The 24,268-nt window shown below is 63.8% G+C and carries 21 protein-coding genes; 7 read left to right on the top strand and 14 right to left on the bottom strand.

Annotated features, from left to right (window positions below; all coding sequences use genetic code 11):
• Positions 1 to 1,977: a cytochrome o ubiquinol oxidase subunit I gene (gene cyoB / locus ACZ5MJ_RS10230; RefSeq protein ID WP_464219114.1), complete on the bottom strand. Its 1,977-nt coding sequence runs from the start codon at positions 1,975 to 1,977 to the stop codon at positions 1 to 3.
• Between the two features lie 2 nt (positions 1,978 to 1,979).
• The gene (gene cyoA, locus ACZ5MJ_RS10225; RefSeq protein WP_464219113.1) at positions 1,980 to 2,972 is read right to left on the bottom strand and encodes a ubiquinol oxidase subunit II; all 993 of its coding nucleotides are present in this window, start codon (positions 2,970 to 2,972) and stop codon (positions 1,980 to 1,982) included.
• A 159-nt stretch (positions 2,973 to 3,131) separates the two neighbouring features.
• On the opposite strand from cyoA, the gene ACZ5MJ_RS10220 reads away from it, so the two are divergent.
• Entirely contained in the window at positions 3,132 to 4,535 is a 1,404-nt protein-coding gene (locus ACZ5MJ_RS10220; RefSeq protein ID WP_464219111.1) for an aminotransferase-like domain-containing protein, read from the top strand.
• Between the two features lie 31 nt (positions 4,536 to 4,566).
• Here ACZ5MJ_RS10220 and ACZ5MJ_RS10215 read toward each other — a convergent pair whose 3' ends face one another.
• The 6 genes from ACZ5MJ_RS10215 to ACZ5MJ_RS10190 all read right to left on the bottom strand — a co-directional run bounded on the left by ACZ5MJ_RS10215 (position 4,567) and on the right by ACZ5MJ_RS10190 (position 10,595).
• A complete protein-coding gene (locus ACZ5MJ_RS10215) occupies positions 4,567 to 5,169 on the bottom strand; it encodes a J domain-containing protein (RefSeq protein ID WP_464219110.1) in 603 nt (200 codons plus the stop codon).
• A 120-nt stretch (positions 5,170 to 5,289) separates the two neighbouring features.
• Positions 5,290 to 6,231, bottom strand: a complete 942-nt coding sequence (gene dsdC / locus ACZ5MJ_RS10210) for a DNA-binding transcriptional regulator DsdC (protein ID WP_464219108.1) — start codon at positions 6,229 to 6,231, stop codon at positions 5,290 to 5,292.
• 42 nt (positions 6,232 to 6,273) lie between these two features.
• On the bottom strand, positions 6,274 to 7,623 hold the full coding sequence (gene dsdA, locus ACZ5MJ_RS10205; RefSeq protein ID WP_464219107.1) for a D-serine ammonia-lyase: 1,350 nt from the start codon (positions 7,621 to 7,623) through the stop codon (positions 6,274 to 6,276).
• A gap of 46 nt (positions 7,624 to 7,669) precedes the next feature.
• On the bottom strand, positions 7,670 to 9,010 hold the full coding sequence (locus ACZ5MJ_RS10200) for a GntT/GntP/DsdX family permease (protein WP_464219106.1): 1,341 nt from the start codon (positions 9,008 to 9,010) through the stop codon (positions 7,670 to 7,672).
• A gap of 236 nt (positions 9,011 to 9,246) precedes the next feature.
• Positions 9,247 to 9,564, bottom strand: a complete 318-nt coding sequence (locus ACZ5MJ_RS10195) for a DsrE family protein (RefSeq protein WP_464219104.1) — start codon at positions 9,562 to 9,564, stop codon at positions 9,247 to 9,249.
• Between the two features lie 74 nt (positions 9,565 to 9,638).
• Positions 9,639 to 10,595, bottom strand: coding sequence for a LysR family transcriptional regulator (locus ACZ5MJ_RS10190; RefSeq protein WP_464219102.1), 957 nt, complete (start codon positions 10,593 to 10,595; stop codon positions 9,639 to 9,641).
• Between the two features lie 51 nt (positions 10,596 to 10,646).
• On the opposite strand from ACZ5MJ_RS10190, the gene glaH reads away from it, so the two are divergent.
• From glaH to ACZ5MJ_RS10175, 3 genes are all read left to right on the top strand, one after another.
• Positions 10,647 to 11,576, top strand: a complete 930-nt coding sequence (gene glaH, locus ACZ5MJ_RS10185; protein ID WP_464219100.1) for a glutarate dioxygenase GlaH — start codon at positions 10,647 to 10,649, stop codon at positions 11,574 to 11,576.
• A gap of 63 nt (positions 11,577 to 11,639) precedes the next feature.
• A complete protein-coding gene (locus ACZ5MJ_RS10180; protein WP_464219099.1) occupies positions 11,640 to 12,908 on the top strand; it encodes an alpha-hydroxy acid oxidase in 1,269 nt (422 codons plus the stop codon).
• 498 nt (positions 12,909 to 13,406) lie between these two features.
• Positions 13,407 to 14,246, top strand: a complete 840-nt coding sequence (locus tag ACZ5MJ_RS10175) for a Bug family tripartite tricarboxylate transporter substrate binding protein (protein ID WP_464219098.1) — start codon at positions 13,407 to 13,409, stop codon at positions 14,244 to 14,246.
• A gap of 100 nt (positions 14,247 to 14,346) precedes the next feature.
• Here the strand turns inward: ACZ5MJ_RS10175 and ACZ5MJ_RS10170 are convergent, their stop codons facing one another.
• Complete coding sequence (locus tag ACZ5MJ_RS10170; RefSeq protein ID WP_464219097.1) at positions 14,347 to 15,144, bottom strand: TauD/TfdA dioxygenase family protein; 798 nt, start codon at positions 15,142 to 15,144, stop codon at positions 14,347 to 14,349.
• 347 nt (positions 15,145 to 15,491) lie between these two features.
• On the opposite strand from ACZ5MJ_RS10170, the gene ACZ5MJ_RS10165 reads away from it, so the two are divergent.
• A complete protein-coding gene (locus ACZ5MJ_RS10165; RefSeq protein WP_464219096.1) occupies positions 15,492 to 16,421 on the top strand; it encodes an NADPH:quinone reductase in 930 nt (309 codons plus the stop codon).
• 62 nt (positions 16,422 to 16,483) lie between these two features.
• On the opposite strand, the gene ACZ5MJ_RS10160 is transcribed toward ACZ5MJ_RS10165, so the two are convergent.
• Genes ACZ5MJ_RS10160 through ACZ5MJ_RS10145 form a run of 4 tightly spaced genes read right to left on the bottom strand, consistent with a single transcriptional unit; the run spans position 16,484 to position 19,987 of the window.
• Positions 16,484 to 18,121: a 3-(methylthio)propionyl-CoA ligase gene (locus tag ACZ5MJ_RS10160; protein WP_464219095.1), complete on the bottom strand. Its 1,638-nt coding sequence runs from the start codon at positions 18,119 to 18,121 to the stop codon at positions 16,484 to 16,486.
• Between the two features lie 45 nt (positions 18,122 to 18,166).
• Positions 18,167 to 18,532 carry a hypothetical protein gene (locus ACZ5MJ_RS10155; protein WP_464219094.1) on the bottom strand — a complete coding sequence of 122 codons (366 nt, stop codon included), beginning with the start codon at positions 18,530 to 18,532 and terminating at the stop codon, positions 18,167 to 18,169.
• Positions 18,529 to 18,984, bottom strand: coding sequence for a hypothetical protein (locus ACZ5MJ_RS10150; protein ID WP_464219092.1), 456 nt, complete (start codon positions 18,982 to 18,984; stop codon positions 18,529 to 18,531). The genes ACZ5MJ_RS10155 and ACZ5MJ_RS10150 overlap by 4 nt, the downstream gene beginning before the upstream one ends.
• A 19-nt stretch (positions 18,985 to 19,003) precedes the next feature.
• Positions 19,004 to 19,987: a quinone oxidoreductase family protein gene (locus ACZ5MJ_RS10145; RefSeq protein WP_464219091.1), complete on the bottom strand. Its 984-nt coding sequence runs from the start codon at positions 19,985 to 19,987 to the stop codon at positions 19,004 to 19,006.
• 316 nt (positions 19,988 to 20,303) lie between these two features.
• Here ACZ5MJ_RS10145 and ACZ5MJ_RS10140 point away from each other — a divergent pair, with 316 nt between their 5' ends.
• On the top strand, positions 20,304 to 21,224 hold the full coding sequence (locus ACZ5MJ_RS10140; protein WP_464219090.1) for an amidohydrolase family protein: 921 nt from the start codon (positions 20,304 to 20,306) through the stop codon (positions 21,222 to 21,224).
• 1 nt (position 21,225) lies between these two features.
• Entirely contained in the window at positions 21,226 to 22,230 is a 1,005-nt protein-coding gene (locus tag ACZ5MJ_RS10135; RefSeq protein WP_464219089.1) for an NADP-dependent oxidoreductase, read from the top strand.
• 127 nt (positions 22,231 to 22,357) lie between these two features.
• Here the strand turns inward: ACZ5MJ_RS10135 and ACZ5MJ_RS10130 are convergent, their stop codons facing one another.
• Positions 22,358 to 24,091 (bottom strand): amidohydrolase, encoded by a 1,734-nt coding sequence (locus tag ACZ5MJ_RS10130; RefSeq protein WP_464219088.1) that lies wholly within the window; start codon positions 24,089 to 24,091, stop codon positions 22,358 to 22,360.
• Between the last annotated feature and the right edge of the window lie 177 nt (positions 24,092 to 24,268).

Genomic DNA, 24,268 nt, shown 5'->3' with positions numbered 1-24,268 from the left:
TCAGGCAGCTTCCTGCAGTTGTGCATGGCGCGCGCGTTCGATCCGCTCGACTTCCGCGGCCGGCACGTAGTAGTCAACGTCGCGGTCATAGCTGCGCACGATAAAGGTGGCGATGGCACCGACCAGTCCGGCGACGGCGACCAGCCACATGTGCCAGACCAGCGCGAAGCAGAGCAACAGCCCGAACGCGGATACGATGAAGCCGGCGGAGGTATTGCGGGGCATATGGATGGCTTCGTAGCGGGCGGGCTGGCGCCACGCGCGCCCGGCCTCCTTGTCGTCCCAGTGCTGTTCCAGCGACGTGATCCGCGGCACATGGGCAAAGTTGTAGGACGGGGCGGGCGAGGCCGTCGACCATTCCAGGCTGCGGCCATCCCACGGGTCGCCGGTCAGGTCCTGGTTCTGCTTGCGGTCGCGGATGCTGACCGCGAACTGCACCATCATCGCCAGGATGCCGGCACCGATGACGAAGGCACCCACCAGCGCCACCACCAGGTAGGGATGCCAGTCGACGTTGGCATAGTGGTTCATGCGGCGGGTCATGCCCTTGAAGCCGAGCACGTAGAGCGGCATGAAGGCCAGGAAGAAGCCGGTCAGCCAGCACCAGAACGAGACCTTGCCCCAGAACTCGTTCAGCGTGAAGCCGAACACCTTCGGGAACCAGAAGCTGATCGCGGCCAGGCAGCCGAAGAGCACGCCGCCGATGATTACGTTATGGAAATGCGCGACCAGGAACAGGCTGTTATGCAGCACGAAGTCGGCACCGGGGATGGCGAGCAGCACGCCGGTCATGCCGCCGACCGCGAACGTCACCATAAAGCCGATGGTCCACAGGGTCGAGGTATGGAAGCGGATCCGGCCCCGGTACATGGTGAAGAGCCAGTTGAACAGCTTCACGCCCGTGGGGATCGAGATGATCGAGGTCATGATGCCGAAGAAGGCGTTGACGTTCGCCCCGGAGCCCATGGTGAAGAAGTGGTGCAGCCAGACGAAGAACGACAGCACGCCGATCGAGGAGGTGGCGTACACCATCGACTTGTAGCCGAACAGGGGCTTGCGCGAGAACGTGGCGATGATTTCGGAGAAGGCGCCGAAGGCCGGCAGGATCAGCACGTAGACCTCCGGGTGGCCCCAGACCCAGATCAGGTTCACGTACATCATGGCGTTGCCGCCGAGCTCGTTGGTGAAGAAATGCATGCCGAGGTAGCGGTCGGCAGTGAGCAGGGCGAGCGTGGCGGTCAGTACCGGGAAGATCGCCACGATCAGGATGTTGGTGATCAGGGCAGTCCAGGTGAAGACCGGCATCTTCATCAGGTTCATGCCCGGCGCGCGCATGCGCAGGATCGTGACGATGAAGTTGATGCCCGTCAGCGTGGTGCCAAGCCCGGATATCTGCAGTGACCAGATGTAGTAGTCGACGCCTGGGGTGGGGCTGTAGCCGAGTTCGGACAAGGGCGGGTAGGCGACCCAGCCAGTGGCGGCGAAGTCGCCGACGAACATCGACAGCATCACCAGCACCGCGCCCATCGCCGACATCCAGAAGCTCAGCGAATTGACGAACGGGAAGGCGACGTCGCGCGCACCGATCTGCAGCGGCACGATCACGTTCATCAGGCCGAGCACCAGCGGCGTGGCCACGAAGAAGATCATGATCACGCCGTGGGCGGTGAAAATCTGGTCGTAATGATGGGGCGGCAGGTACCCCGCGGCATCGCCATACGCGAGCGCCTGCTGTGCGCGCATCATGATGGCATCGGCAAAACCGCGCAGCAGCATCACCAGTGCCAGGATGATGTACATCACGCCGACCTTCTTGTGATCGACGGAGCAAATCCAGTCGTTCCACAGGGTCTTCCATTTGCCGTAGTACGTGATGGCGCCCGCCAGCGCCGTGCCCAGCAGGATCACGACGGCCAGCGTCCCTATGATGATCGGCTCATGGAGGGGGATGGCGTCCAGGTTGAGTTTTCCAAGCATTCTTATTGCTCCATGCGGCCAGCGGGCGCCGGCGGGACGCGCTGGAAGGCCTGCAGAGATTCCGGGGCGTCCGCGCGGCAGACCTGGCCGTTGGCCAGCATGTATTTGTCGACGACCTGGTCGAACAGCTTCGGCGCGACGGCGGCATACAGCGTCACCGGGTCCTTGCTGCTGGGCAGTTCAAGCGTGCGATAGGTCTTCAGGTCGAGCGCCTGGGACGAAGCGCGGGCAGCCTGGATCCAGGCATCGAATGCCTCGCGCGAGGTGGCGACGGTCTTGAAGTGCATGTCCGAGAAGCCGGGGCCGCTGTAGGCGGCAGACTGGCCGAGATAGATGCCCGGTGTGTCGGCGATCAGGTGCAGGCGCGTCTGCATCCCCGCCATGGCGTAGACCATGCTGCCGAGCTGCGGGATGAAGAACGCGTTCATCATCGATTCCGCGGTCAGCCGGAAATTGACCGGCGTGCCGACCGGGATCGCAAGCTGGTTCAGCGACGCGACGCCGTATTCCGGGTAAATGAACAGCCATTTCCAGTTCAGGGCGATCACGTCGACCTGGACCGGCCTGACCTGCGACGGCAGCGGCCGATAGGGATCGAGCTTGTGCGTCGAGCCCCAGATCAGCACCGCCAGGCAGGCCACGATCACGCAGGGGATGCCCCAGACCACGACCTCGATCCTGGTGGAGTGCGCCCAGTTGGGGGCATAGGTGGCGCTTGTATTGGTTTCGCGGTAGCGCCACGCGAACCACAGCGTCAGGACGATCACGGGGATGACGACCATCAGCATGACGAACAGCGCGATCAGGATCAGCGACTTTTCCTGTTCTCCAATGCTGCCCTTGGGATTGAGCAGTTCCAGGTTGCAGCCGCTCAGCAACACGCTCAGGCAGGCGCACAGCAATAGTTGAGGAATTCGGCGCGTCGGGCCGGGGGACGGGCGGGGGAGCGGGCCTTGTCGATTCTTGTCTGCCGGCCCGGCGGTATGTTTGAGCATTTCGGACACCTTGGTTACGGATCACCGAAGGCACCCGGCCACGCGCTCCGATTCAAGTGCGGTCTCAGCCCCGCGCGAGCGTGCCTTGTATGGATTCCCTCGGTGATGTCTGGCATGCTAATGCAAGACAAAACCCATACATCGATGAAATCTGCTGCCATGAAATCCATGCAAGACACCGATGTCCGCCCCGATGTCAGCGCTACATGGGGTCTGGAGATCACAACCGGTGGCGGTGCACGCTACTTGCAGATCGTGGACTTTATCGAGCGGGCGATCGGCGAAGGCCGGCTGGCGGCCGGCGACCGCGTGCCGCCGCAGCGCAGCCTGGCCAAGGCCCTGCGCGTGGACCTGACGACCGTGACGCGTGCCTACAACGAGGCCAAACGGCGGCATCTGATCGATGCCCGGGGGGCACTCGGCACCTTTATTGCCGCGCCGCGGGCGGAGCTGGCGCGGGTGATCGACATGAGCATGAACGTGCCGCCGCCACCGGCGGGGCTGGATTTCCAGGACCTGCTGCGGCGCGGCCTGTCGCAGGTGCTGCTGCATAGCGACCCGCACCTGCTGATGACCTACCAGCTCGGCGGTGGAAGTGCTGCCGACCGATTGGCCGGAACGCTCTGGCTGGCGCAGATATTCGGGCCCGTCACGACTGCGCGGCTCGTGGTGTGCCCGGGAGCCCAGGCTGCCCTGTCCGCCGTGATCCTGGCCCGGACCCGGCCGGGCGATGCGATTGTGACCGAGCCGCTGGCCTACCCCGGCATTCGCGCCGCCGCGGCACAACTCGGGCGACGTGTGGTGATCGCGCAGGTCGACGCCGACGGGATGCGCCCCGATGCCCTCGAAGCGGCCCGCGGCGACGGTGCAACGCTGGCCTACCTCAATCCGACCGCCCAGAATCCCACTACGCACACCATGCCGGCCTCGCGCAGGGAGGCGATTGCCAGGGCCGCGCAGCACTGTGATGTCACCTTGCTGGAGGATGATCCCTACTGGCTGCTGACGCCGTCAGCGCCGCCGCCGCTGTCCAGCTTCGCACCCGACCGCACGTACTATGTCTCGACCCTGTCCAAGACGCTCAGTCCTGGGCTGCGCACCGCGTATGTCATGCTGCCGGAGGGCAGGCGCGGCGACGATCTGCTGGCATCGCTGCGGGCCTTCGCCCTGATGGCCGCACCGATGACCGCGGCCCTGGCGACGCAATGGATCCACGATGGCTCGGCCATGCAGCTGCTTGACGGCATCAGGACCGAAGCCTTGGCCAGATGCGCGCTGGCAAGCCGATGGCTAAGCGGGATTGGCCAGCTCCCGCCCAGCGCCATTCACGCGTGGCACCGCTTGCCGGAGCACTGGTCGGCGCAGCAACTCACCAGAGCCGCGCTGGCGGAGGACCTGCGCGTCACGCCGTCTGACGCATTCTGGGAGGGGCCAAACGCGCCGAATGCTATCCGTATCTCGCTCGGCGGGGTGGATGACCGCGCGCAATTGTCGGTTGCGCTGCGCAGGCTGGCCGCATTGCTGGAACGCCGGCCGACGCCGGACCTGGAAATGGTGGTGTGAGCGCCGTTAGCCCGGATCCTTGGCCATGCCTCTAGGAGCGGATGCCGAACAAGCCGTGCCAGAATGAATCGAAGGCGCCGGGATGCCGTTTGTGCCGCGTCCCTTCGTCGGGCCCTGACGCCGCGCCGGCAGGCGCTGCGGCCGCCTCGGTGTCAGGCGTGTCAGCGGCTGGCTCAGTTGCCCTGCGCGACGCCTGCAACGCCCAGGTGCTGTCGGCGATGCGTGCCGCCAGTTCGGCCTGGCAATCCCGGCCGAGCAGCACGCCGAAGATCACGTCGCGGTTGTGGCCCTCGTCGGCAAAGCGCATGGCGATGGCGACCATCTTCTCGTAGTGTTCCTGCGCAGCGCGCTGGGCCTCGCGCTCCACTTCACGCTCCTGTTCCTGCTGTGCCTCGCATTCGGCCTGCCAGCGCTGCATCTCGCGCTCGAATACCTCGTCGTAGACCTGGCGCTGAACGGCGTCGGAAAGAATGGCGTAGGCATCGCGGATTTCCTGGAAGGCCGTGTGCGACTCTGCCTCGCGGCCAGGGTTGCGGTCGGGGTGCCATTTCATGGCGGCGCGGCGGTAGGCGCGCTTGATCTCGTCCAGGGTCGCGGTCGGTTGCACGCCGAGGGTCGCGTAGAGGGTGGTCATGAGAGAGTCGGGCGGCTGCTGGAGGCAGCGCTCATCCTAGCACGAGGTCACCCGCCGGTGGCCGGCACCAGCCGGGCCTTGTATGCCGCGTGCCACGGCCTTGCGCCACGATCGGCAGGTTCACAGCGCCCCGTGCGCGCATTCCCTCAGCCAGTCCATAAAGACCAGCAGCCGCCTGGGCACGGGATCGAGTGGCGGGTGGACCAGATAGTAGTCGTAGTGGCCGCATCGGGAAAAATCGCCCAACGGCAGCACAAGCTCGCCGCGCCTGACCCGCTCCTGAACCAATCGCTGTCGGCCAATGGCGATCCCGGCATGATTCATCGCGGCGATCACTGACAAGTTGGAACTGTCGAACGTGAAGTGGCGAGTGGGCAGCGATGCTTCCATGCCGTGCTGGCGCGCCCACAGCCTCCATTCCGCGTCGTGTGAAGCGTTTTCCCAGGCAAGCGAGTCGTGCAGCAGCGTGCAGTGCTGCAAGTTGCCAGGCCTGTCCACCAGGCGATGGCGTTTGGCATACTCCGGACTGCAGACCGGTGCCATCTTCTCCTCCATCAGCTTCAGGCCGGTCAGCCCGGGGAAATCTCCGCTGGCGTAATAGAGTGCGAGATCGATGTTTCGGGTCCGGAAGTCGACGCTTTCGTTCCCGACCCGCAGATCCACCGACACCAGCGGATAGCGTCGCGCGAAATCGGCCAGGCGGGGCACTAGCCAGCATTGCGCCACGGAAGGCCTCGCGTACAGGACAATCGCGCCCGCGATGTCAGCCTGCGACGATTGCTGCAATGCCTCGGACAGATCGCCCACTGCGCTCTGCAGAATCCTGAAGATGCGCTCGCCCTCTTCGGTCAGGCGCACCTGGCGCGTCAGGCGCACGAACAGCTTGATCGACAGCGCGCTTTCCAGCCGGCTGATGCGGTGACTTACCGCGCTTGCCGTCAGGCAAAGCTCGTCGGCGGCCCGGGCGAAGCTGAGGTGCCGGGCCGCCACCAGGAACGTATGGAGGTTGGCAAACTGGCTGCTGTTCAGCCGCGAGCCAGCGCGGGGAGGAAGGTTCAGCAAGGCGGTGGTTTCCTTGAGCCGACAAGCCGCGTGGAAGTCGTATCACGTTGCGAGCAACGCGCGACCCTTGGCCAGGTAGGCTTTCATCTCGTCGGGCGGAACCATGCTACCACCAGTTGCCCAGACCAGATGGGTGGCTTGCGCGAGGGATCGCGCGCTCAGGCCGGTGCGCGCACGATAGCCCTGTTGCTCGCCCAGGACTCTCAAGATGCCCGGCACGCCCGCCAGTGCGGACGGCTCCAGGCAGACGCCTTCGCTCTGCTCCATGACGGCGAGCAGCCGGTACAGTGATTCGTCGCTGACCGTATAGTAGCCGTCCAGCAGGCGTTGCATTGCCCTGCCAACGAATCCCGACGCGCGCCCGACCGCCAGGCCATCGGCAGCGGTAACGTTGTCGATGCCGAAGTCCTGTACGGACACTTCATCATGCAGGCCCGTATAGACGCCAAGCAGCATGCACGGGGAGTGGGTGGGTTCGGCGAAGACACAATGCACCGCATCGCCGAACGCGAGCTTCAGTCCGAACGCCACGCCACCGGGACCGCCGCCGACGCCGCAGGGCAAGTACACGAACAGCGGATGTTCGTCGTCGACCGCCACACCGGCGCTGGCCAGTTGCGTCTTCAGCCGCTCCGCCGCCACCGCATAGCCGAGAAACAGGTTGGTTGAGTTTTCGTCGTCGATGAAGTGGCAGGTGGGATCGGCCTCGGCCTGCCTGCGTCCTTCCGCGACCGCCACGCTATAGTCGGACGTATGCTCGACGACAGTGACGCCATGCGATCGCAGTTTGTCCTTCTTCCATTGCCGCGCATCGGCCGACATATGGACGATCACCTGAAAGCCGAGCGTCGAACCCATGATGCCGATGGACAACCCCAGATTGCCAGTTGAGCCGACCGCGATCTTGCGGCCGCTGAAGAACGTGCGCGCCTCTTCGCTGTCCAGTCGGGCGTAGTCGTCTCCTGCCCGAAGCAAACCACCTGCAAGCGCGACATCCTCCGCGTGCTTGAGCACTTCGTATATGCCGCCGCGTGCCTTGATCGAGCCGGAGATCGGCAGGTGGCTATCCGTCTTCAGCCACATGGCACCGTTCAGTTCGACGCCGTACTGCTTGCACAATGCCTGCTGCAGGGCCCGCAGAGGACGAATGCCCGACTCGATCATGCCGCCGCTGACGGCCGTTTCCGGGAACACCCGCGCAAGGTACGGGGCAAAGCGCGCCAGGCGCGCGCTCGCGTCAGCGACATCGTCGGCGGTCAGGCCGACATCCTGCAGCGCCTCGGCGACCGGGGCGGTGGCCGGATTGAACCAGCTGGTTTCCTGGCACTCGACCAAATCCCGGATCAGCGGATGCGTTGCATACCAGCTCTCCAATGTCTTACCCAAGATCATGATGCAGTCCTTGTTTGAGGTCGATTGAATGTAGCTTGCCGTCTGTTCAGACAAAACGCGACAGCAGCAGGGTCAAGCCGAGCGCCACCAGCGACGCGACGACTGTCGCCGCGGTGAACTTCTTCAGGGCGTCCGCAAGCGACACGCCCAGGTATTCCTTTACCACCCAGAATGCCGAATCGGTAACGTGGGTCCAGCCGATCGCGCCCGCGCCGATGGCGATCACCATGATTTCGCGGCTCGGGGCCGCGTGGGCGCTCAGCGTCGGCATCACCATGCCGGCAGCGCTGATCATGGCCACCGTGGCGGAACCCACCGCGAAGTGCATCAGCCCTGCCACAAGCCACGCCAGCACGATCGGATTCATATCCCATTGCGCGAGCACGCTGGCCAGCGCCTTGCCGACGCCGCTGTCGATGAGGATGCTGTTGAATGCGCCACCTGCGCCGATGATCAGCAGGATGCTCGCCAACGGCGGGAAGCTCTTCTGGGTGTGCTGGAGCAGATCCGGCATCGACAGGCCACGTCGCAACCCCAGCGACCAGTAGGCGAACACGACGGCAATCGTCAGCGCCGCCAGCGGATTGCCGACGAAGGAGATCAACTGGAACGCGACGGAGCCTTTGGCGAACCCGGCCGTCACGGTCTTGCCCATCATCAGCAGCAGCGGCAACAGGATCGTCAGCAACGTCATGCCGACGCTCGGCAGCGCCTTGCTGTCGCGGGAGTCATAACGCTCATCGAGGAACGCCTCCTGAGTCGCCGGTGCGTCACTGTTGCAGACCAGCTTGATCCAGAGCGGTCCGGCGATGACGGCTGTCGGCAGTCCGACGATGAGGCCGTACAGAATCACCTTGCCCACATCGGCACCAAGCATTCCGGTAATCGCCATGGCTGCGGGGTGGGGCGGCAACATGCAGTGCACCGCCATCAATGACACCGCCAACGGAACGCCCAGGTAGAGCAGATTGATCCGGGTCTCTTTGGCAACGACATAGACAAGCGGGATCAGGAGCACGAATCCCACCTCGAAGAACACAGGAATCCCGGCAATGAATCCGACCAGCATCATCACCCAGGACGCCCGCTCCTTGCCGAGCGAATCGAGCAACGCCTGAGCGAGGCGCTCCGCTCCGCCGGACTCCTCGAGCATCTTTCCGAGAATGCTGCCCAGGCCAATGATGGCAGCCAGAAAGCCGAGCGTCCCGCCTACACCCTTTTCGAAAGACGACGCAACGTCCGCCAATGGCATGCCCGAGCCGACGCCAACCACGAAGCAGGCAGCCAGCAGGGCGAGAAATGCGTGAACGCGAACTTTGACGATCAGTACTACGATCAGCGCGATAGCAGCGAGCAAAACCAGCAATGAACCCGCACCACCTTCCATAACGTCTCCTCTGATTTATTCGCGCGACACCGTCTGCCGCGGTTGAGGGACGCATTAAAAGGCTTCCTTGCCGGGGCTGACAAAGGATGGATTGTCAGGGGACAGATGATCGTACGTCATCTATCTGAGGTGCAGTAAGGGCGCTAGCTCGGCGTTGCCAAAAAGATCCGTTAAATCAATGAACTGGCGTCTTCTGTAACACGCCGGTGGCGGCCAGCGCCGGCGCGGCGCGCCGATCAGGCGCGAACGTAGCACCAACCCTCACGCTGCATCCTCGCCAGCGCGAGCACCGCGCCTTCGGGCAGCACGGTAAATGGCGCCCGCGCCTCCCGGGCGATCTTGGCCAGCGTGTTGGGACAGACCAGGGTGAGGGCGTCGGAAGCGGGATCCGGCACGTCCAGCGCGGCCTCCACGGCTTCGGAATTCACGACGATGCGAACTGTCGTATGGGGCGAGTTCTTGTTCAGGTTGGCGGCATTGCTACGCGCGCGGGCCAGCGCGAGGGCGGTGGGCGCATGCAGAACGATGCGCAGGTCGTCGATGTTGTCTTCCATTTTCTCTCCTTGTGATGGTCGGGTATCCCGCAGTGTTCGTCGTCCTCGATCAGGCTCTGGTGCAAATGGCGAGGCTAGGATGCCCGGCGATTGAACATATCGGTTCCGAGTTGCACAAATGCCCGTACCGCCGGGGATATTTCCCGACGCCTGTGAGCCAGCACCAGGTGCACCGAGAGTTTGAAGTCGGCGATCGGTGTGTAGAAGATGCCTGGCTGGGAGAACTTCTGCATTGACTCTGGCACGATGGCCACGCCGTATCCCGCGGACGCGAGGCAAATCGCCGAGATGAAATCCTGGACGCGATATTCCAGATGTGGCGTGAACCCTCCGGCCTCGCCCAGGGCGGATAACGCTGACCCGAATCCTTCCTCGTCGGCAAACTGCGGGACGATGAACGACTGGTCTGCCAGGGCGCGCGCTGAAATGGTCTTTCGCCTGGCAAGCGGATGGCTTTCTGTCATTGCCGCCAGCATACGTTCGGTCTGGACGACTTTCGTGACAACGCCAGCGGGATAGAGCCGCCTGGGCCTGACAATTCCTACATCGATCTGGCCATCGCTGAGCGCTTCGAGTGCCCTTGGCGTTTCCATTGGCACGACCTCGATCCGGACCGTCTCGTGTGATTTACGGAATTCGCTCAGCATCATCGACAACAGGCCGCTGCTGGCGCCGGATGCTACATAGCCGACACGGATGACGCCAGCCAGCCCTCGGGCAGCCAGGCGTCCCACCTGGTCGGCCCGCTCAATGTGCCGCAATGCAGCGACAGCCTCGGCATGGAACAGGTGCCCCGCGTCGGTAAGTGACACCGGCTTCCTTTTGTTGCGGTTCAGGAGCGTGACCCCCAGATCCTGCTCAAGGCGCTGGATCTGGGTGCTGAGCCCTGACTGTGCGACCCCCAGTCGATCCGCCGCCTTGGCAAAGTGAAGTTCTTCCGCCACGGCGAGGAAGCACTGCAGCTGGCGAACATCAATCATGGTTTTAATCCCGATTTCGGAACAAAGATTACGTATTTCTATCTGGATCATATCAAAGAATCCAGATGAAATAGCGCCATACCATATCCCCGAGAGCTATCGATGAATGCCCCGCTCCCTGCGGCAGTGCTTGCCAGCCAAGACCAGAGCCGTTTCCAGTTGTCTGCCCACCCGGATCACCATCGCATCCTGCATGTGACCGTTGAGCGCGATGCCCTGCTTGGGTTCCTGCATGACGTACGCAAGGTCGACGTTCAGAACCTGGAGTATGTCCCGTTCATGCGCTACGAACTCGCGGATGTACTTGCGAAGCATGCCGGCGAGGACTTCGCTGCCACCATCAACGAGATCGTGAAGGATCGGCAGCACGGTGGCTTTACGGTAGGCCTCCAGGGGCTGACGACGGACGCCGACGATTTCGTTCGCTTCGGCACTGCCATCGGGCACCTCCTGGGGCCCAGCAACCACGATTCGATGTCGGGCACCTACTACGCTCGCTTCGTGGTCAAGCATACGGACAATAGCGACTCTTATTTGCGCCAGGCCTATCGGCTCTTCACCATGCACACCGACGGCACCTTCGTGACCGAAGCGACGGACTGGCTGCTGATGATGAAGTTTGCGGAACAGAACGCAATCGGCGGCGAGTCCCGGTTCCTGCATCTGGACGACTGGGAAGGGCGCGACCGCTTTGTCAGTCACCGTCTCGGGACGCAGCCTTTCCTCTACAAGGCGCCGGGCTCCAAGAATGTCAGCGATAAGGTCGAGCGCCCGCTCTTCTTCCAGAACGAGTTTGGGTTGTCGATGTCCTTCATCGACCAGTTTGTACAGCCTCGCAATCGTGAGGAGGCTGCATTCCTGAACGACCTGTCGACTTCCATGGAGGCGTCGCCGGGAACCAGGGAAGTGTCGCTGCCCGTCGGCGACCTGGTTGTCCTGAACAACTACTTCTACCTCCACGGGCGTGCGCCGTTCGAGAAGAACGAGTCCCTGTTCCGTGAGCTGATGCGCCAGCGCGGCACGTTCGCCTGATTAGCAATGGGATCCGGCGTGGCTGACAGTGACAGCGGTTGGGCCTGAAAGACGCTTCAAATCATGATGACATCTCAAACCGAAGTTGCAAGCAGCCAGGCCGTTCCGAGTGCCGGAACACCTGCCAAGCCCGCCTATGGCGTCAACCGTCAGCTGCCTCGACGGCTGCGGCCGATCCTCTCGCTTGCCGATTTTGAAGTCGCGGCAAAGCGAGTGCTTCCGCGCCCGATCTTTGGCTATATTGCCGGCGCCGCGGAGGATGAAAAGTCGCTAGCCGCGAACAGGAGCGCATTCGACGAGCTCAGGTTTCGTCCCAAGGTCCTTGTCGACGTGTCGGGCAGGTCGCAGGCGACCGAGATTTTCGGGCAACGCTACGCTTCTCCCTTTGGCGTGGCGCCCGTTGGAATCAGTGCGATTGCCGCCTACCGCGGCGATGTGGTCCTCGCGCAAACGGCGCGGGAAGAGCGCATACCGGCAATCATGAGCGGCACCTCCCTGATTCCGATGGAAACCGTTCACGCAGCCGCGCCAGGCACGTGGTTTCAGGCGTACCTGCCCGGTGACGCCACACGCCGGGATGCGCTGATTGACCGGATTGAAGCGGCGGGGTTCGCCACGCTGGTCCTGACGGTCGATATCCCCGTCTGGGCCAACCGGGAGAACAACGTCCGTAGCGGCTTCTCCTTGCCCTTGCGGCCATCTGTGCGTCTGGCACTCGATGGCGTGACCCGGCCGCGCTGGCTGGCGGGGACCTTCGCCAGGACCCTCATTTCCAGTGGGATGCCGCATTTTGAGAATTCCTTTGCGTCTCGCGGCGCACCGATCCTGTCGGCCTCCGCCATTCGCGACACGACGGGGCGCGATCACCTGAGCTGGACGGATATCGAGCGAATCCGGCAACGATGGCGCGGCAACCTGGTCATAAAGGGCATATTGCATACGTCCGACGCCGAACGCGCTGTCGCCCTGGGCGCCGACGGCATCATTGTCTCGAATCACGGCGGGCGCCAGCTGGACGGCGCCGTGGAACCGCTGGCTGTACTGCCGGAGATTTGTGAGGCCGTCGCGCACAAGACAACCGTCATGATGGACAGCGGTATCCGTCGCGGCGGCGATGTCCTGAAAGCATTGGCAATGGGCGCCCGCTTTGTCTTCCTGGGGAGGCCATTTATTTACGCTGCGGCCATTGGGGGAGCCGAAGGCGTTCGCCACGCCATCACGCTCCTGCGCGATGAGGTCGATCGGAACATGGCCATGCTTGGCGCGACGGCCATCGCAGACGTGAATCATTCCGTCATTGTCCAGGGCCCCAGAACCGGCCGAATTGCGTAAGCCAGGCCGGTCTCATACCCGGGTCTGCCGCAGCCTCGGCAGGGACGGGAACACATTGTCAGGAGGGCGCCAGCGCCTGTACGATCCACTTGTCTCCACTCCGACGAGCCGTCCCCTGCGGTATGCGCCGCTGATGACGGCCTTCGGAGCTTTCACGGGTCTGGAAAGGCATTGTCCCTCCAGGCCCGTTTCTTTTGGCGAGAATGCCGCGAACGCGCCGCCTGCAATCCTGGCGGACCCTCAGCATCGTGTTCTCATTGATGTCGACAAAATAAACACCTACTATTGATGTCGACATAAATGTGTCAATGAACCGATGTGAGAACTCACACAGGAGGGGACATGGCGTCAGTCAGCAGACTTTTGGTATCGCTCTCACTAACGGCGGCTGCCTTGTGCGGAGGATCGCCAGGCTTTGCCGGACCAGTGAGCGGCAAGTGGCCGGAGCGACCGATCCACATGATCGTGCCAGCTTCAGCGGGTTCCGGAACGGATGTCATGGCAAGGACGCTGGCGCAGCGGCTGGGCAATGCCCTCGGGCAGCCTGTTGTGGTTGAGAACAAGCCGGGCGCCAGTGGCATGATCGGCACCAACGCGGTAGTCAAGGCCCCCCCGGATGGCTACACGTTGCTGTACACGAATGCTTCATTCGCAGTGGTTGCGCCTGCAGTCATCCGGAGTATCAGCTTCGATCCGACGCGCGATCTCTTGCCGGTTGCGCAGACTGCCGCGGGCGGGGTTTTGCTGATCGTCAACAAGGACCTGCCCGTCACCAACCTGCGCGAACTGGTGGAAATGGTCAAGGCCAGGCCCGGGCAGTTCACGTATGGCACCTGGGCCAATGGCTCATCCGGAAACCTGATGATGGAGTGGTTAAAGACCAAGACAGGCATGAAGATGAGTCACGTGGCCTATCGGTCTGTTCCCCAGTTGCTGGCGGAGATGTCAGCGGGTGTGCTGAAAATTGGCTGGGTGGATCCGGTTGCGCCACTCCCCCTGTTGCGCGCGGAGAGGATCCGTTGCATTGCCGTCAGCGGCAACGTTCGCGCTCCGCAGTTGCTGGACGTCCCGACGATGGGCGAGCAGGGATTCCGGTTCGATACGGTGGGATGGTTCGGGATCTTCGCTCCGCCTGGTACCGATGCAGCCATCGTTACCCGCCTGGCCGACGAGGTCAACAAGATTCAAGGCTTGGATGACCTCAAGGAGCTGATGAAGAACATGAACTTTGAACCGCCTCCCGTCAAGACTCAGAAGCAATTTCGAGACATCGTCGCTACGGACCTGAACGTCTGGAAGCAGATCGCGACGAGCTCGGAAATCAAGATCGAGAACTGAGCGGCGTAGCGGTAGCGGCATTCAGGCGCTCGTCGGACAACGCAAAGGATGGGCGGTTCTGCGTGGTGGCAGTCCGCCCATTGTTACTGTTCTGCGCTTCTTACATCGGAACTTCACCCTTCAGCGTAACGCGATTGAGTACCCGCTCCTGGGTTCCGTAGTCGTGCACGGCGTAGTGCATGGTGCAGCGGTTATCCCACATGACAACGTCGCCGCGGCTCCAGATATGCCGGTAGACATTGTCTGGCGTGGTGGAGTGCTGGTAAAGGTAGTTGAGTAGCGGACGGCTTTCTTCCATGGTCCACCCTTCGATCCCGAGCACGTTTTCGTCGTGGGCGATATACAGCGCCTTCCGTCCCGTTTCGGGATGCGTGCGCACGATCGGATGCACTGCCTGCGGTATGTCCTTTTCCGCGACCCCGAGCATGCGTCCGAGCCGCGTTCCGCGAAAGCGCAATTTCAATCCCTGGAGCGTCTCGCGCAGCCCGGCCGACAGCCGTTCGTAGGCGAGATACTGATTCGACCACATCGTGTCCCCACCGTGTGGCACATGGACGGCGCACAGGATCGAAATCTTCGGCGGCACCGCGGTGAAGGGGGCGTCATAGTGCCATGCTTCGGTGGATGCGGTCTCCTTCGGGATCCTGGTGATCTGTACCACTTCCGGATAGCCGTCGAGAGGCTGGAGCATCGCGGTGACGACAGGTTCGCCCCAGCGCCTGGCAAAGGCTAGCTGTTCCCGGGGCTGAATGTGCTGTCCTCTGAAGACCAGGGTGCAATGGTCCAGGAACGCGCGCTGCAGAAGCTCGAATTCCGCGTCGTCAAGCGGTTCGTTCAGGTTGATGCCGTCGACCGATGCGCCGACGGAACCCGTGGTGGGTGTGATCTTCACAGCCATACACATCTCCTTGCCAGGTTTTGACTGCCCGTCCGCTCGGCGGGCGCTGACCGGACGCGTGGCGGGTCGAGATCGCGGTCCAGGTTCAGGCAAGCATAGTCTATTTATGTCGACAAAAACAATGGTCGGTGTATAGTGGCGACTGTCGGGAGCCATCTCGACCCAGGGAACTGCAAGGAGACTCAGGTGGAGCGTCAGCGATCAGGCCCGCGAGGGCGGGGGCAAGTCCTTCGTGTCACAAGAACTGGCCTGGCCCGGGCCTTGCGATATGGGCGGAGGTGCTTGTCATGATGGCGGTCTGGTACGACCGGCAAGGACCAGCGCCGGAGGTATTGCAGCACGGGGAGTTGCCGACGCCGCAGCCTGGGCCCGGTGAGGTGCGTGTTCGCCTTTACGCCTCCGGGGTCAATCCCGCCGATGCCAACCGGCGCGCTGGGCGCATGCACACCATGGAATTCCCGCGCATCGTTCCTCATAGCGACGGGGCGGGCATTGTCGACGCCGTCGGGCCGGGGATTGATCCGCACATGGTGGGTGCGCGCGTGTGGATCTGCTTCGGGCAGCGGGGGCGGCCATTCGGGACGGCTGCGCAGTACATCTGCGTGCCCGCGGAGCTGACGCAGCCATTGCCTGAAGCGATCGGATTCGCGCAGGGCGCTTGCCTGGGCATTCCTGGCCTGACCGCTTACTGCAGCCTGTTCCTGGCGGGGCCGATCGCGGGGAAGACCGTTCTTGTCACGGGGGCCGCCGGCGCGGTGGGGCATTACACCGTGCAACTCGCCAGATGGGCGGGTGCGCGCGTGATCGCGACGGTCAGTTCACCGGAGAAGAAGGCGCACGCCGAACGTGGCGGGGCGGATACGGTCATCGACTACACCATGCCCGATGCGGCCGCGCGAATTCTCGATGCGACGGCGGGCAGGGGCGTCGAGCACATCGTGGATGTGGATGCCATCGGGAACCTGGCATTGTGCCTGGAGGTGGCGGCAAACCACGCGCACTGGATCTCTTACGCCGTGGGCCCCGACGCCAGCCATGCATTGCCGCTTGCCCGGCTGATACGCAAGAACATCAGCCTGCGCGGCCTGTATATGCCCGATATCGCTCCGTCGCTGCGCAGGGAAGCGCAGCAAGGGCTGACGCGATGGCTGGCCGAGGTTCCGGACGCTGTTCACGCCGTGCACAAGGTATTCCCGTTGCGGGAGACGGCACTGGCCCACGCGGAAGTCGAGGCGCGCAGCAAGCTCGGCACGGTCGTGGTGAGTTGCGGGCAGTGAGCCTGCGCAAAAAAGCGGCTGCGCAAGCGCGGCCGCCTCGGATATCCGTGCGTCACTCCCGATCAATCGGTGCTCGCCTCGCGTGCAGGCATGAAATGTCGCTGGTAGCGCTCCCGCAGCGGACCCTTCAGCATCTTCCCGGTCGCTCCCAGGGGAATTTCGTCCACGAAGACCACATCGTCCGGCGTCCACCATTTCGCGATCTTGCCGGAGAAGTAGCCGAGCAGCTGTTCGCCGTCCATCGTACTGTGGGGCTTGCGCACCACAACCAGCAGAGGGCGCTCATCCCATTTCGCGTGCGCCACGCCGATGCACGCCGCCATGGACACCTCGGGATGGCCCATGGCGATGTTTTCCAGTTCGATCGAGCTGATCCACTCTCCGCCGGACTTGATGACATCCTTGGTCCGGTCGGTAATCTGCATGAAGCCGTCGGCGTCGATGGTGGCGATATCGCCGGTCGGAAACCATCCGTCCACGAGCGGACTGTCGCCGTCCTGCCGATAGTATTGGGAAAGGACCCAGGGGCCGCGCACCAGCAGATGACCTGCGGAGGTGCCGTCCCGCGGCAATTCCGCGCCGTTGTCGTCGACCACCTTGAGATCGATGCCGAAGACGCAGCGCCCTTGCTTGGCCTGGATCGCATATCGTTGCTCGGGCGGCAGGCGCCGCTGTGCCCCGGTCAATACGGCGGCCGAGCCGAACGGGCTGGTCTCGGTCATGCCCCATCCGTGGATGACGCGGATCCCGAAGTCCTCCTCGAAGGCGCGCAGCATGGCCAGAGGGCAGGCAGATCCGCCGATCACAGTGCGCTTCATGGCGCTGAAGCGCAGTCCGCCCGCGATGACGTGATTCAGCAGCCCCTGCCACACGGTTGGCACGCCGGCCGACAGGGTGACCTGCTCGGCCTCGAACAACTCGTAGAGCGATTTGCCATCGAGCGCGGGGCCGGGGAAGACAATCTTCGCTCCCACCATGCAGGCGGAATAGGGCAATCCCCAGGCATTGACGTGGAACATCGGCACCACGGGCAGGACGCAGTCACTGGCGGACAGACCCATGGAGTCGGGGAGGGCGCCGCCATAGGCATGCAGCACCGTCGAACGATGGCTGTACAGCACGCCTTTCGGGTTTCCGGTGGTGCCGCTGGTGTAGCACAGGGATGACGCCCGATTTTCGTCGAATACGGGCCAGCTGTAGCGGTCATCCTGCGCGCCGACCAGATCTTCATAGCACAGCAGCCTGAGGCTTGAGACCGGCATGTGGGCGCGGTTCGTCATGACCACCAGGTGCCTGACCGAACCAATCCGGTCACCGATCGCCTCGATCTGCGGGAGAAACGTCAGGTCGAAGCACAGCACCTGGTCCTGCGCATGCTCGATGATCCAGGCAAGCTGGTCGGGATGGAGCCGGGGATTGAGCGTATGCAGCACGGCTCCCGACCCGGAAGCCGCGAAGTACAGCTCCAGGTGCCGATAGCCGTTCCATGCCAGTGTCCCGACCCGCTCGCCGGCGTCGACCCCAAGCACATGCAGCGCCTTGGCCAGACGGCGGGAGCGCGCCGCCATCTGCGCAAAGGTATAGCGGTGGATGTCGCCTTCGGTGCGGCGCGAGACGATCTCCTGCTTGCCATGATGCCGCTCGGCATGCTGGAGCAGCGATGAGATCAGCAACGGTTGTTGCATCATTTGACCGAGCACGGATGTCTCCTCTGTCGTTTCGTACTGATTGCGTGGGACCCGGGCTTAGCCTGCACGGCGGGCCCGCTCGCCGATCTGCCGCAGCAAGGTCAGCGCGTGCCGTGCCGCCGCCCGTCCGCCCGCGACGTCTCCACGGACGAAGAGCGGGCGCAGCTCCTCGATTTCCTCCAGGGCGCGCAGCAGGTCGGGCTCGACAATCGAGTATTTGCGCAAGGTGTTGACCACAAGCATGCCGGTATGGACGATGTCCTCGCCATGCTCCGACAAGCAATGCCGGTGGAGCGCATAGTTCGCCCAGTGGGTACCGGCAAGCATGGCGGCTTCGATCTGGATCTCCCAGTCGTCGTCGCGGCAGACCGCAAGCGAACGCTCGATGCGTTCGGCAACGCGGCGGTGTGATTCCGGATTCATCGCTGGCTCCCTTCGCAATAGTGCTGCACGATCGATGTGACCTCGGCAAAGGCGTGGTCGCATGCCCTGACAATCTCTGGCGTCGCCGCCACGCCCTCGCGGATGCAGGGATCCCGATAGCGCTCGATCGCCTCAAGCGAGTGTTCCAGCGACCGGATCGGAGCCGGGATCTCGCCTGCAATCGGTGGCCAGCCCACGTGGCTGACATCGCCGGGGCCGCGCAGCGCCCTGGCGTAGCTTCCGTCTGCCTGGCGCACCACGTGCACGCCGGGGATGGTGGAGAACACCGGGTCGTCGCTGGTGAGTCCTGCCAGGTGCAGGCTGGCGTTGAGCGCATTAGTGCCGGCGGTCAGCGTCGTCCAGAACCAGAGTTCGAAATCCTCCAGCGGATCGAAGCGCTGGCGCAGGGAGCTCAGCCGCCGGAACTTGTCGAGGTGCGATGGCACTTGCATGTTGGATGCGCTCCCATGGTCAGGCCGAAGCCTGGTCGACAGTCAGGACGATCTTGCCGATATGCTGGTCGGTCTCCATGTAGGCATGCGCCTGCGCGATATCTTCAAGGGGGTAGCTGCGATCGATTGGCAGCGACAGGCGGCCCGCATTCAGGTGGGGCGCAAGGTCATTCGCGCATGCCTGTACGCAGGCAAGGCGTTCCGCCTCCGTGCGCGTGCGGAAAGTGACGCCGATCAGCTTCAGGCGCCGCAACCACAGCAAGTCGAGATTGATGGTCGCCGTGCTGGAGCCAAGCCGCCCGATATTGACCAGCCGCCCCTTGACCGCCAGGCACCGGAGGTTTGTATCGAAGACTGTCCCGCCCACCGAGTCGATGATGATATCGGCCCCGCGATTGTCCGTCAGCTTCATGACGGCTTCCAGCTGGTCTTGCCGGGAAATGTCGATGACATGCTCAATGCCGAGCTGCCTGAGCTGTTCCACCTTGGCCGCCGAGCGCGACGTGGCGATCACCATGCCCGCGCCCATGACACGGGCGATCTGGATCGCGGCGAGCCCGATGCCGCTGGACGCGGCGTTGACCAGTACGGTCTCGCCCGGCTTCAGCTGGCCGTTGGTGACCAGGGCGTCGTGCGCGGTGATCAGCACGTTGGGCAATGCCGCCGCCTGCACCCATGGCAGCGTCCCGGGCACGCGGATCAGCGCCAGCGGATCCGCCAGCACGTACTCGGCCTGTCCGCCGTTGCCGTGACCAATCACTCTGTCGCCTGCATCCCAGCCGGATACCTCCGCGCCGACGGCCGCGACTTCCCCAGCGAATTCCACGCCAGCGGGCAACGGATGCCCGTCGCGTGCGCGCTTGACGATATTGATTTCGCCACGGTTCAGCCCCGACGCGCGCACGCGCACCAGGATCTGACCGGCGGCGGGGACCGGTGTCGGCACATCGACGATCTTCAGGGTGCCACCTTCCGCTCCGGGAAATATGCGTACCGCTTTCATGTCTGTTCCTCCACTCAGTTGTTGGCGTGCCGCCGCTCCTTGCTTTCGGCCGCATCGAGCAGGGTCAGTGTAGCACCGGAAAATAATTAATGTCGACAAATAAAACGGACGCAATGACTCAGCCGTGTGGACAACGCGGCCATGCCTGGCGTGCCGTGCCCACGCCCACCGCTAACTCTCATCCCAGGCAGCTTCATGTTTTCACTTGATTGATGTCGACATAAATAAAAATGGCGCGTATATTGGTCCTTACAGGCTTAGGGCGCCTGTCCGTTTCGCTCCCGCGAACCCTTACACTGAGCAATGGAGACTGAGCATGACCGATCCCCGCCTTGCCCGCCTCGCCGGTAAGATCATTGACTTCCGCCTGCGTCCGCCGACCGGGCCCTACCGTACGTTCTTCACGACCAATGTGGTCGGCGCGGTCAATCGGATCCTGGGGCAACCGGTGCCGCGGTCCTATACGATAAGCACCGAGCCCTACCCGCATTCGGAGGATCGCGCGCTGCGTGCGTTGATCGACGAAATGGATAGCGTGGGCGTGCGCATCGGCGTGATGAACGGCCGCCATTCCGTGAACCGTCCGGTGCCGGTGCACATCGAGGACGCCGACCTGGCGGCGCTGACCAAGCGAACCGACAATCGCGTACTGGGCCTTGCCGGCGTGGATTTCGACAAGCCGATGAACGAGATCCTGGAAGGGCTGGACACCGCGGTCAAGGAGCTTGGCCTGGTCGGCATTTGCGTTGAGCCGGGGCTGGCGCGCACGCCGATGTACGCCGACGACGAGAGACTCTTTCCGTTCTACGAGAAGGTGGCGGAGTTGAAGGTGCCGTTGCTGTTCATGACCGGTCCGCTGGCAGGCCCGGATATCAGCCACACCGACCCGGTGCGCTTCGATCGCGTCGCGCGCCGCTACTCGACCATGCCGGTGGTGCTTGGGCACGGCTGCTACCCCTACGTGACCGAGGCGGTGTCGCTGGCATTCAAGAGCGAGGTGACCGGCCTGATGAACGTGTTCCTGTCGCCCGACGTGTATATGTTTGCCCCGGGCGGCAGCGGTTACGTGGAAGGGCTGAACTGGCTGCCGAACCGGTTTATCTACGCTTCCGCCTATTCGTTCTGCGGCGTGGAAGAGGGGGTGCGCGAGACCCTCAAGCTGCCGATCGGGGACGAGGCGCTCGAGGCCTACATGTATCGCAACGCCGAAGCGCTGCTGCGCGCCGTGGAGGCCTGAGATGACGGACCTCAATACGCAGATCGTGATGAAACGCCATCCTGCCGGGATGGTTTCGGAGGACGATTTCTCCGTCGTGCAGGCACCGCTGCCGACGCTTCAGGCGGGGCAAGCACTGGTGCGCAACCTGTTCCTGTCGCTCGACCCGTACATGCGCCCGCGCATGGATCCGCTGCGGTCCTACGTAGAGCCGCTGAAGCCAGGCGAACTGATGCCCGGCGGTACCATTGGCGAGGTCGTGGAAAGCCGCGACCCCGAGTTGCCGGCGGGCACCCTGGTAGCGGCGGCGCTTGGCTGGCAATCGCACGGTGTGGTGACCAAGGCAACGGTGCGCGTGCTCGATCCGGCCATGAAGCAGCCGTCGGCGGCGCTGAGCGTGCTGGGCATGACCGGCGTGACCGCCCACTATGGCGTCGTCAAGCTGGGGCAGCCCAAGCCAGGCGAGACGGTGGTCGTGACCGCGGCTTCGGGCGCCGTCGGCGGCATTGCCGGCCAGATCGCCAGGCTCAAAGGCTGCCGCGTGGTGGGCATCGCCGGCGGCCCGGACAAGTGCCGCTACGTAGTGGAGGAGTTGGGCTTCGATGCCTGCGTCGACCATCGCGCGCCGGATTTTGAAGCGCAACTCGCCGCGGCCACGCCTGACTACGTAGACGTGCTGTTCGAGAACGTGGGCGGTCCCGTCATGGATGCGGTACTGCAGCGGATCAACGATCACGCCCGCATCGCACTGTGCGGCAACATCAGCCAGTACAACGCCAGGGAGCCCTACGGCCTGAAGGGGATGCGGCAGCTGTTGATGCATCGTGTCACGACCTATGCGTTCGTGATCGCTGATCACCGCGATTACTGGCCGACCGCACTGGCGGATCTGTCCGCGTGGCACCGCGACGGCAAGCTGCGTTTCAAGGAAGATATCGTGGAAGGGCTGGGCAACGCCCCCGCGGCCTTCATCCGGATGCTCACCGGGCGCAATTTCGGCAAGCAGCTGGTCCGGATCGCCGCCTGAGCGGATGCCGGCCCGCCAGGTGATCGCGGCAAGGCCGGCGGCGCTGCGATCACTGCCTGCGGGCCGCGTACCGCCGCGACCGCGGGCGGGGCAGGAGAGGGCCGTTGCAACGGCCCGGCCATTCCCTTCACCGTGCGTAGATGGTCTTCCCGCCCACGATGGTCTCGATTACCTGGATATCCTTGATCCGTGCCGGATCGTCCAGCGGGCTCGACGACAGGATGGCGAAGTCCGCGAGCTTGCCCGGCTCGATCGAGCCACGGCTGTCTTCCTCGAAGGACTGCCACGCGGAGTCGATCGTGACCGCGCGCAGCGCCTGGGTCGCGCTGATGCGCTCTTCGGCGCCGATCACCTTGCCGCTGCTCGAGATCCGGTTGACCGCGGACCACATCAGGCGCAGCGGATCCATCGGCACTACAGGGGTGTCGGTGTGGATGGTGAACCGCACACCGCGCTTGAGCGCGGATTCAAGCGGACTGATGCGCATGGCGCGCTGCGGCCCGAGGAAGACGTCGCGGTGCCGGTCGCCCCAGTAGTAGGTATGCAGGACAAAGAAGGACGGGATGACGCCCAGCGCCTTCATTTTGTCGAGCTGGTCGTCGCGCGCGGTCTGCGAGTGCACGATGATGTGGCGCGCATCGGGACGGGGGAAGTCCTTCTGCGCTTCGCTGAAAGCAAACAGGATGTCGTCGATGGCGGCATCGCCGTTGCCGTGGATGGCAATCTGCCGGCCGGCCTTGTGCTGTTTGAGCACCAGCGCGGCTAGCTGGTCGCGCGGCATGGTGGGGTAGCCGCGATAGCTGTCGTCCTTGCCGGGCGCGTGCACGTGGTATGGCTCGCTCAGGTAGCCGGTATAGCCCTGGATCGAGCCGTCACTGAAGATCTTGGTTGCACCGATCCTGAGCAATTGCGGATCCGGCGAGTGGAACTCGGCCTTGCCGTCGATCAGTGCCTTGGCCACGGGAGCGGTGGGCCAGACTACCAGGCGGACCCGCAACTGTCCCTGGGCCGCCGCGTCCTGCAACATGGGCAGCAGCTTGGCGTTCCCGAAGGCGCCGTCCTGCGCCGTCGTCACGCCTTTGGCCGTGTAAATTTCGGTGGCCTTGCGGATCGCCTCGAGATTCTGCGCGCGGCTCAGGGCCGGTATCCTGGCCGCCACCGGCGCCAGCGCGGTGGTCTCTTCCAGTACGCCATTCAGCTCGCCCGCGGCATCACGGCGGAATTCTCCGCCCTGCGGATTAGGCGTGTTCCTGGTGAGCTGCGCCAGTTCCAGGGCCTTGCTGTTGGCAACGGCAAAGTGACCCGATACGTGGCGAATGAAGATCGGGTGATCGGTAGATGCCCGGTCCAGGTCGGCTCGGGTCGGGTGCCGTTTCTCCGCGACCAGGGTGTCGTCATAGCCGTTGCCAAGAATCCATTCGCCCTTGGGCGTGCTTTCGGCCTTGCGCTTCAGGCGCGCGACGATCTCGTCGATGCTCTTGACGGTGCCCACGGGAGCACTGCTCAGGTCGACCGAGAACGCCGCGGCGGCACCGGTCGACAGGAAATGACTGTGCGCGTCGACGAAGCCGGGGATCATGGTTTTTCCCTGGAGGTCGACCACCCTGGTGCCCGGCCCGGCCAGTGCCTCGATGTCGCCCCTGCGTCCTACCGCCTGGATGCGGCCGTCGCGTACGGCGACCGCTTCCGCTGTGCGGTTGCCGGCGTCCACTGTCAGCACCTTGCCGTTGATATAGATCGCGTCTGCGGTCGTGGCCGTACTCTGCGCGGCCGCGCAAACTGACGCGCCTGCGATGCTGCCTGCCGCCAGTGTCAAGGTCAGGGCATATCTGGCGGATCGCATCATCCGGGTCGCTCTCATACTCGGGTTTCTCCTCGCTTTTCGTTGTCTTTGGTTCTGCCTGCGGTGTCTTCCCGGGAACAGGCGGAGCAGGCCAGCCTACCCTAGGAGCGGGACGTGCTCATAGATCCAGAAGGCAAGGATCGCTGGTGCCAGCCGCCGCACTGACAAGTGGGCGCCGGCCGGCCAGTCCGGGAG

The sequence above is a fragment of the Cupriavidus sp. LA-1 genome (genome assembly GCF_055385985.1).
Note: the sequence above shows the minus strand (reverse complement) of the source record. Positions and strands in the feature narration are given on the sequence as shown.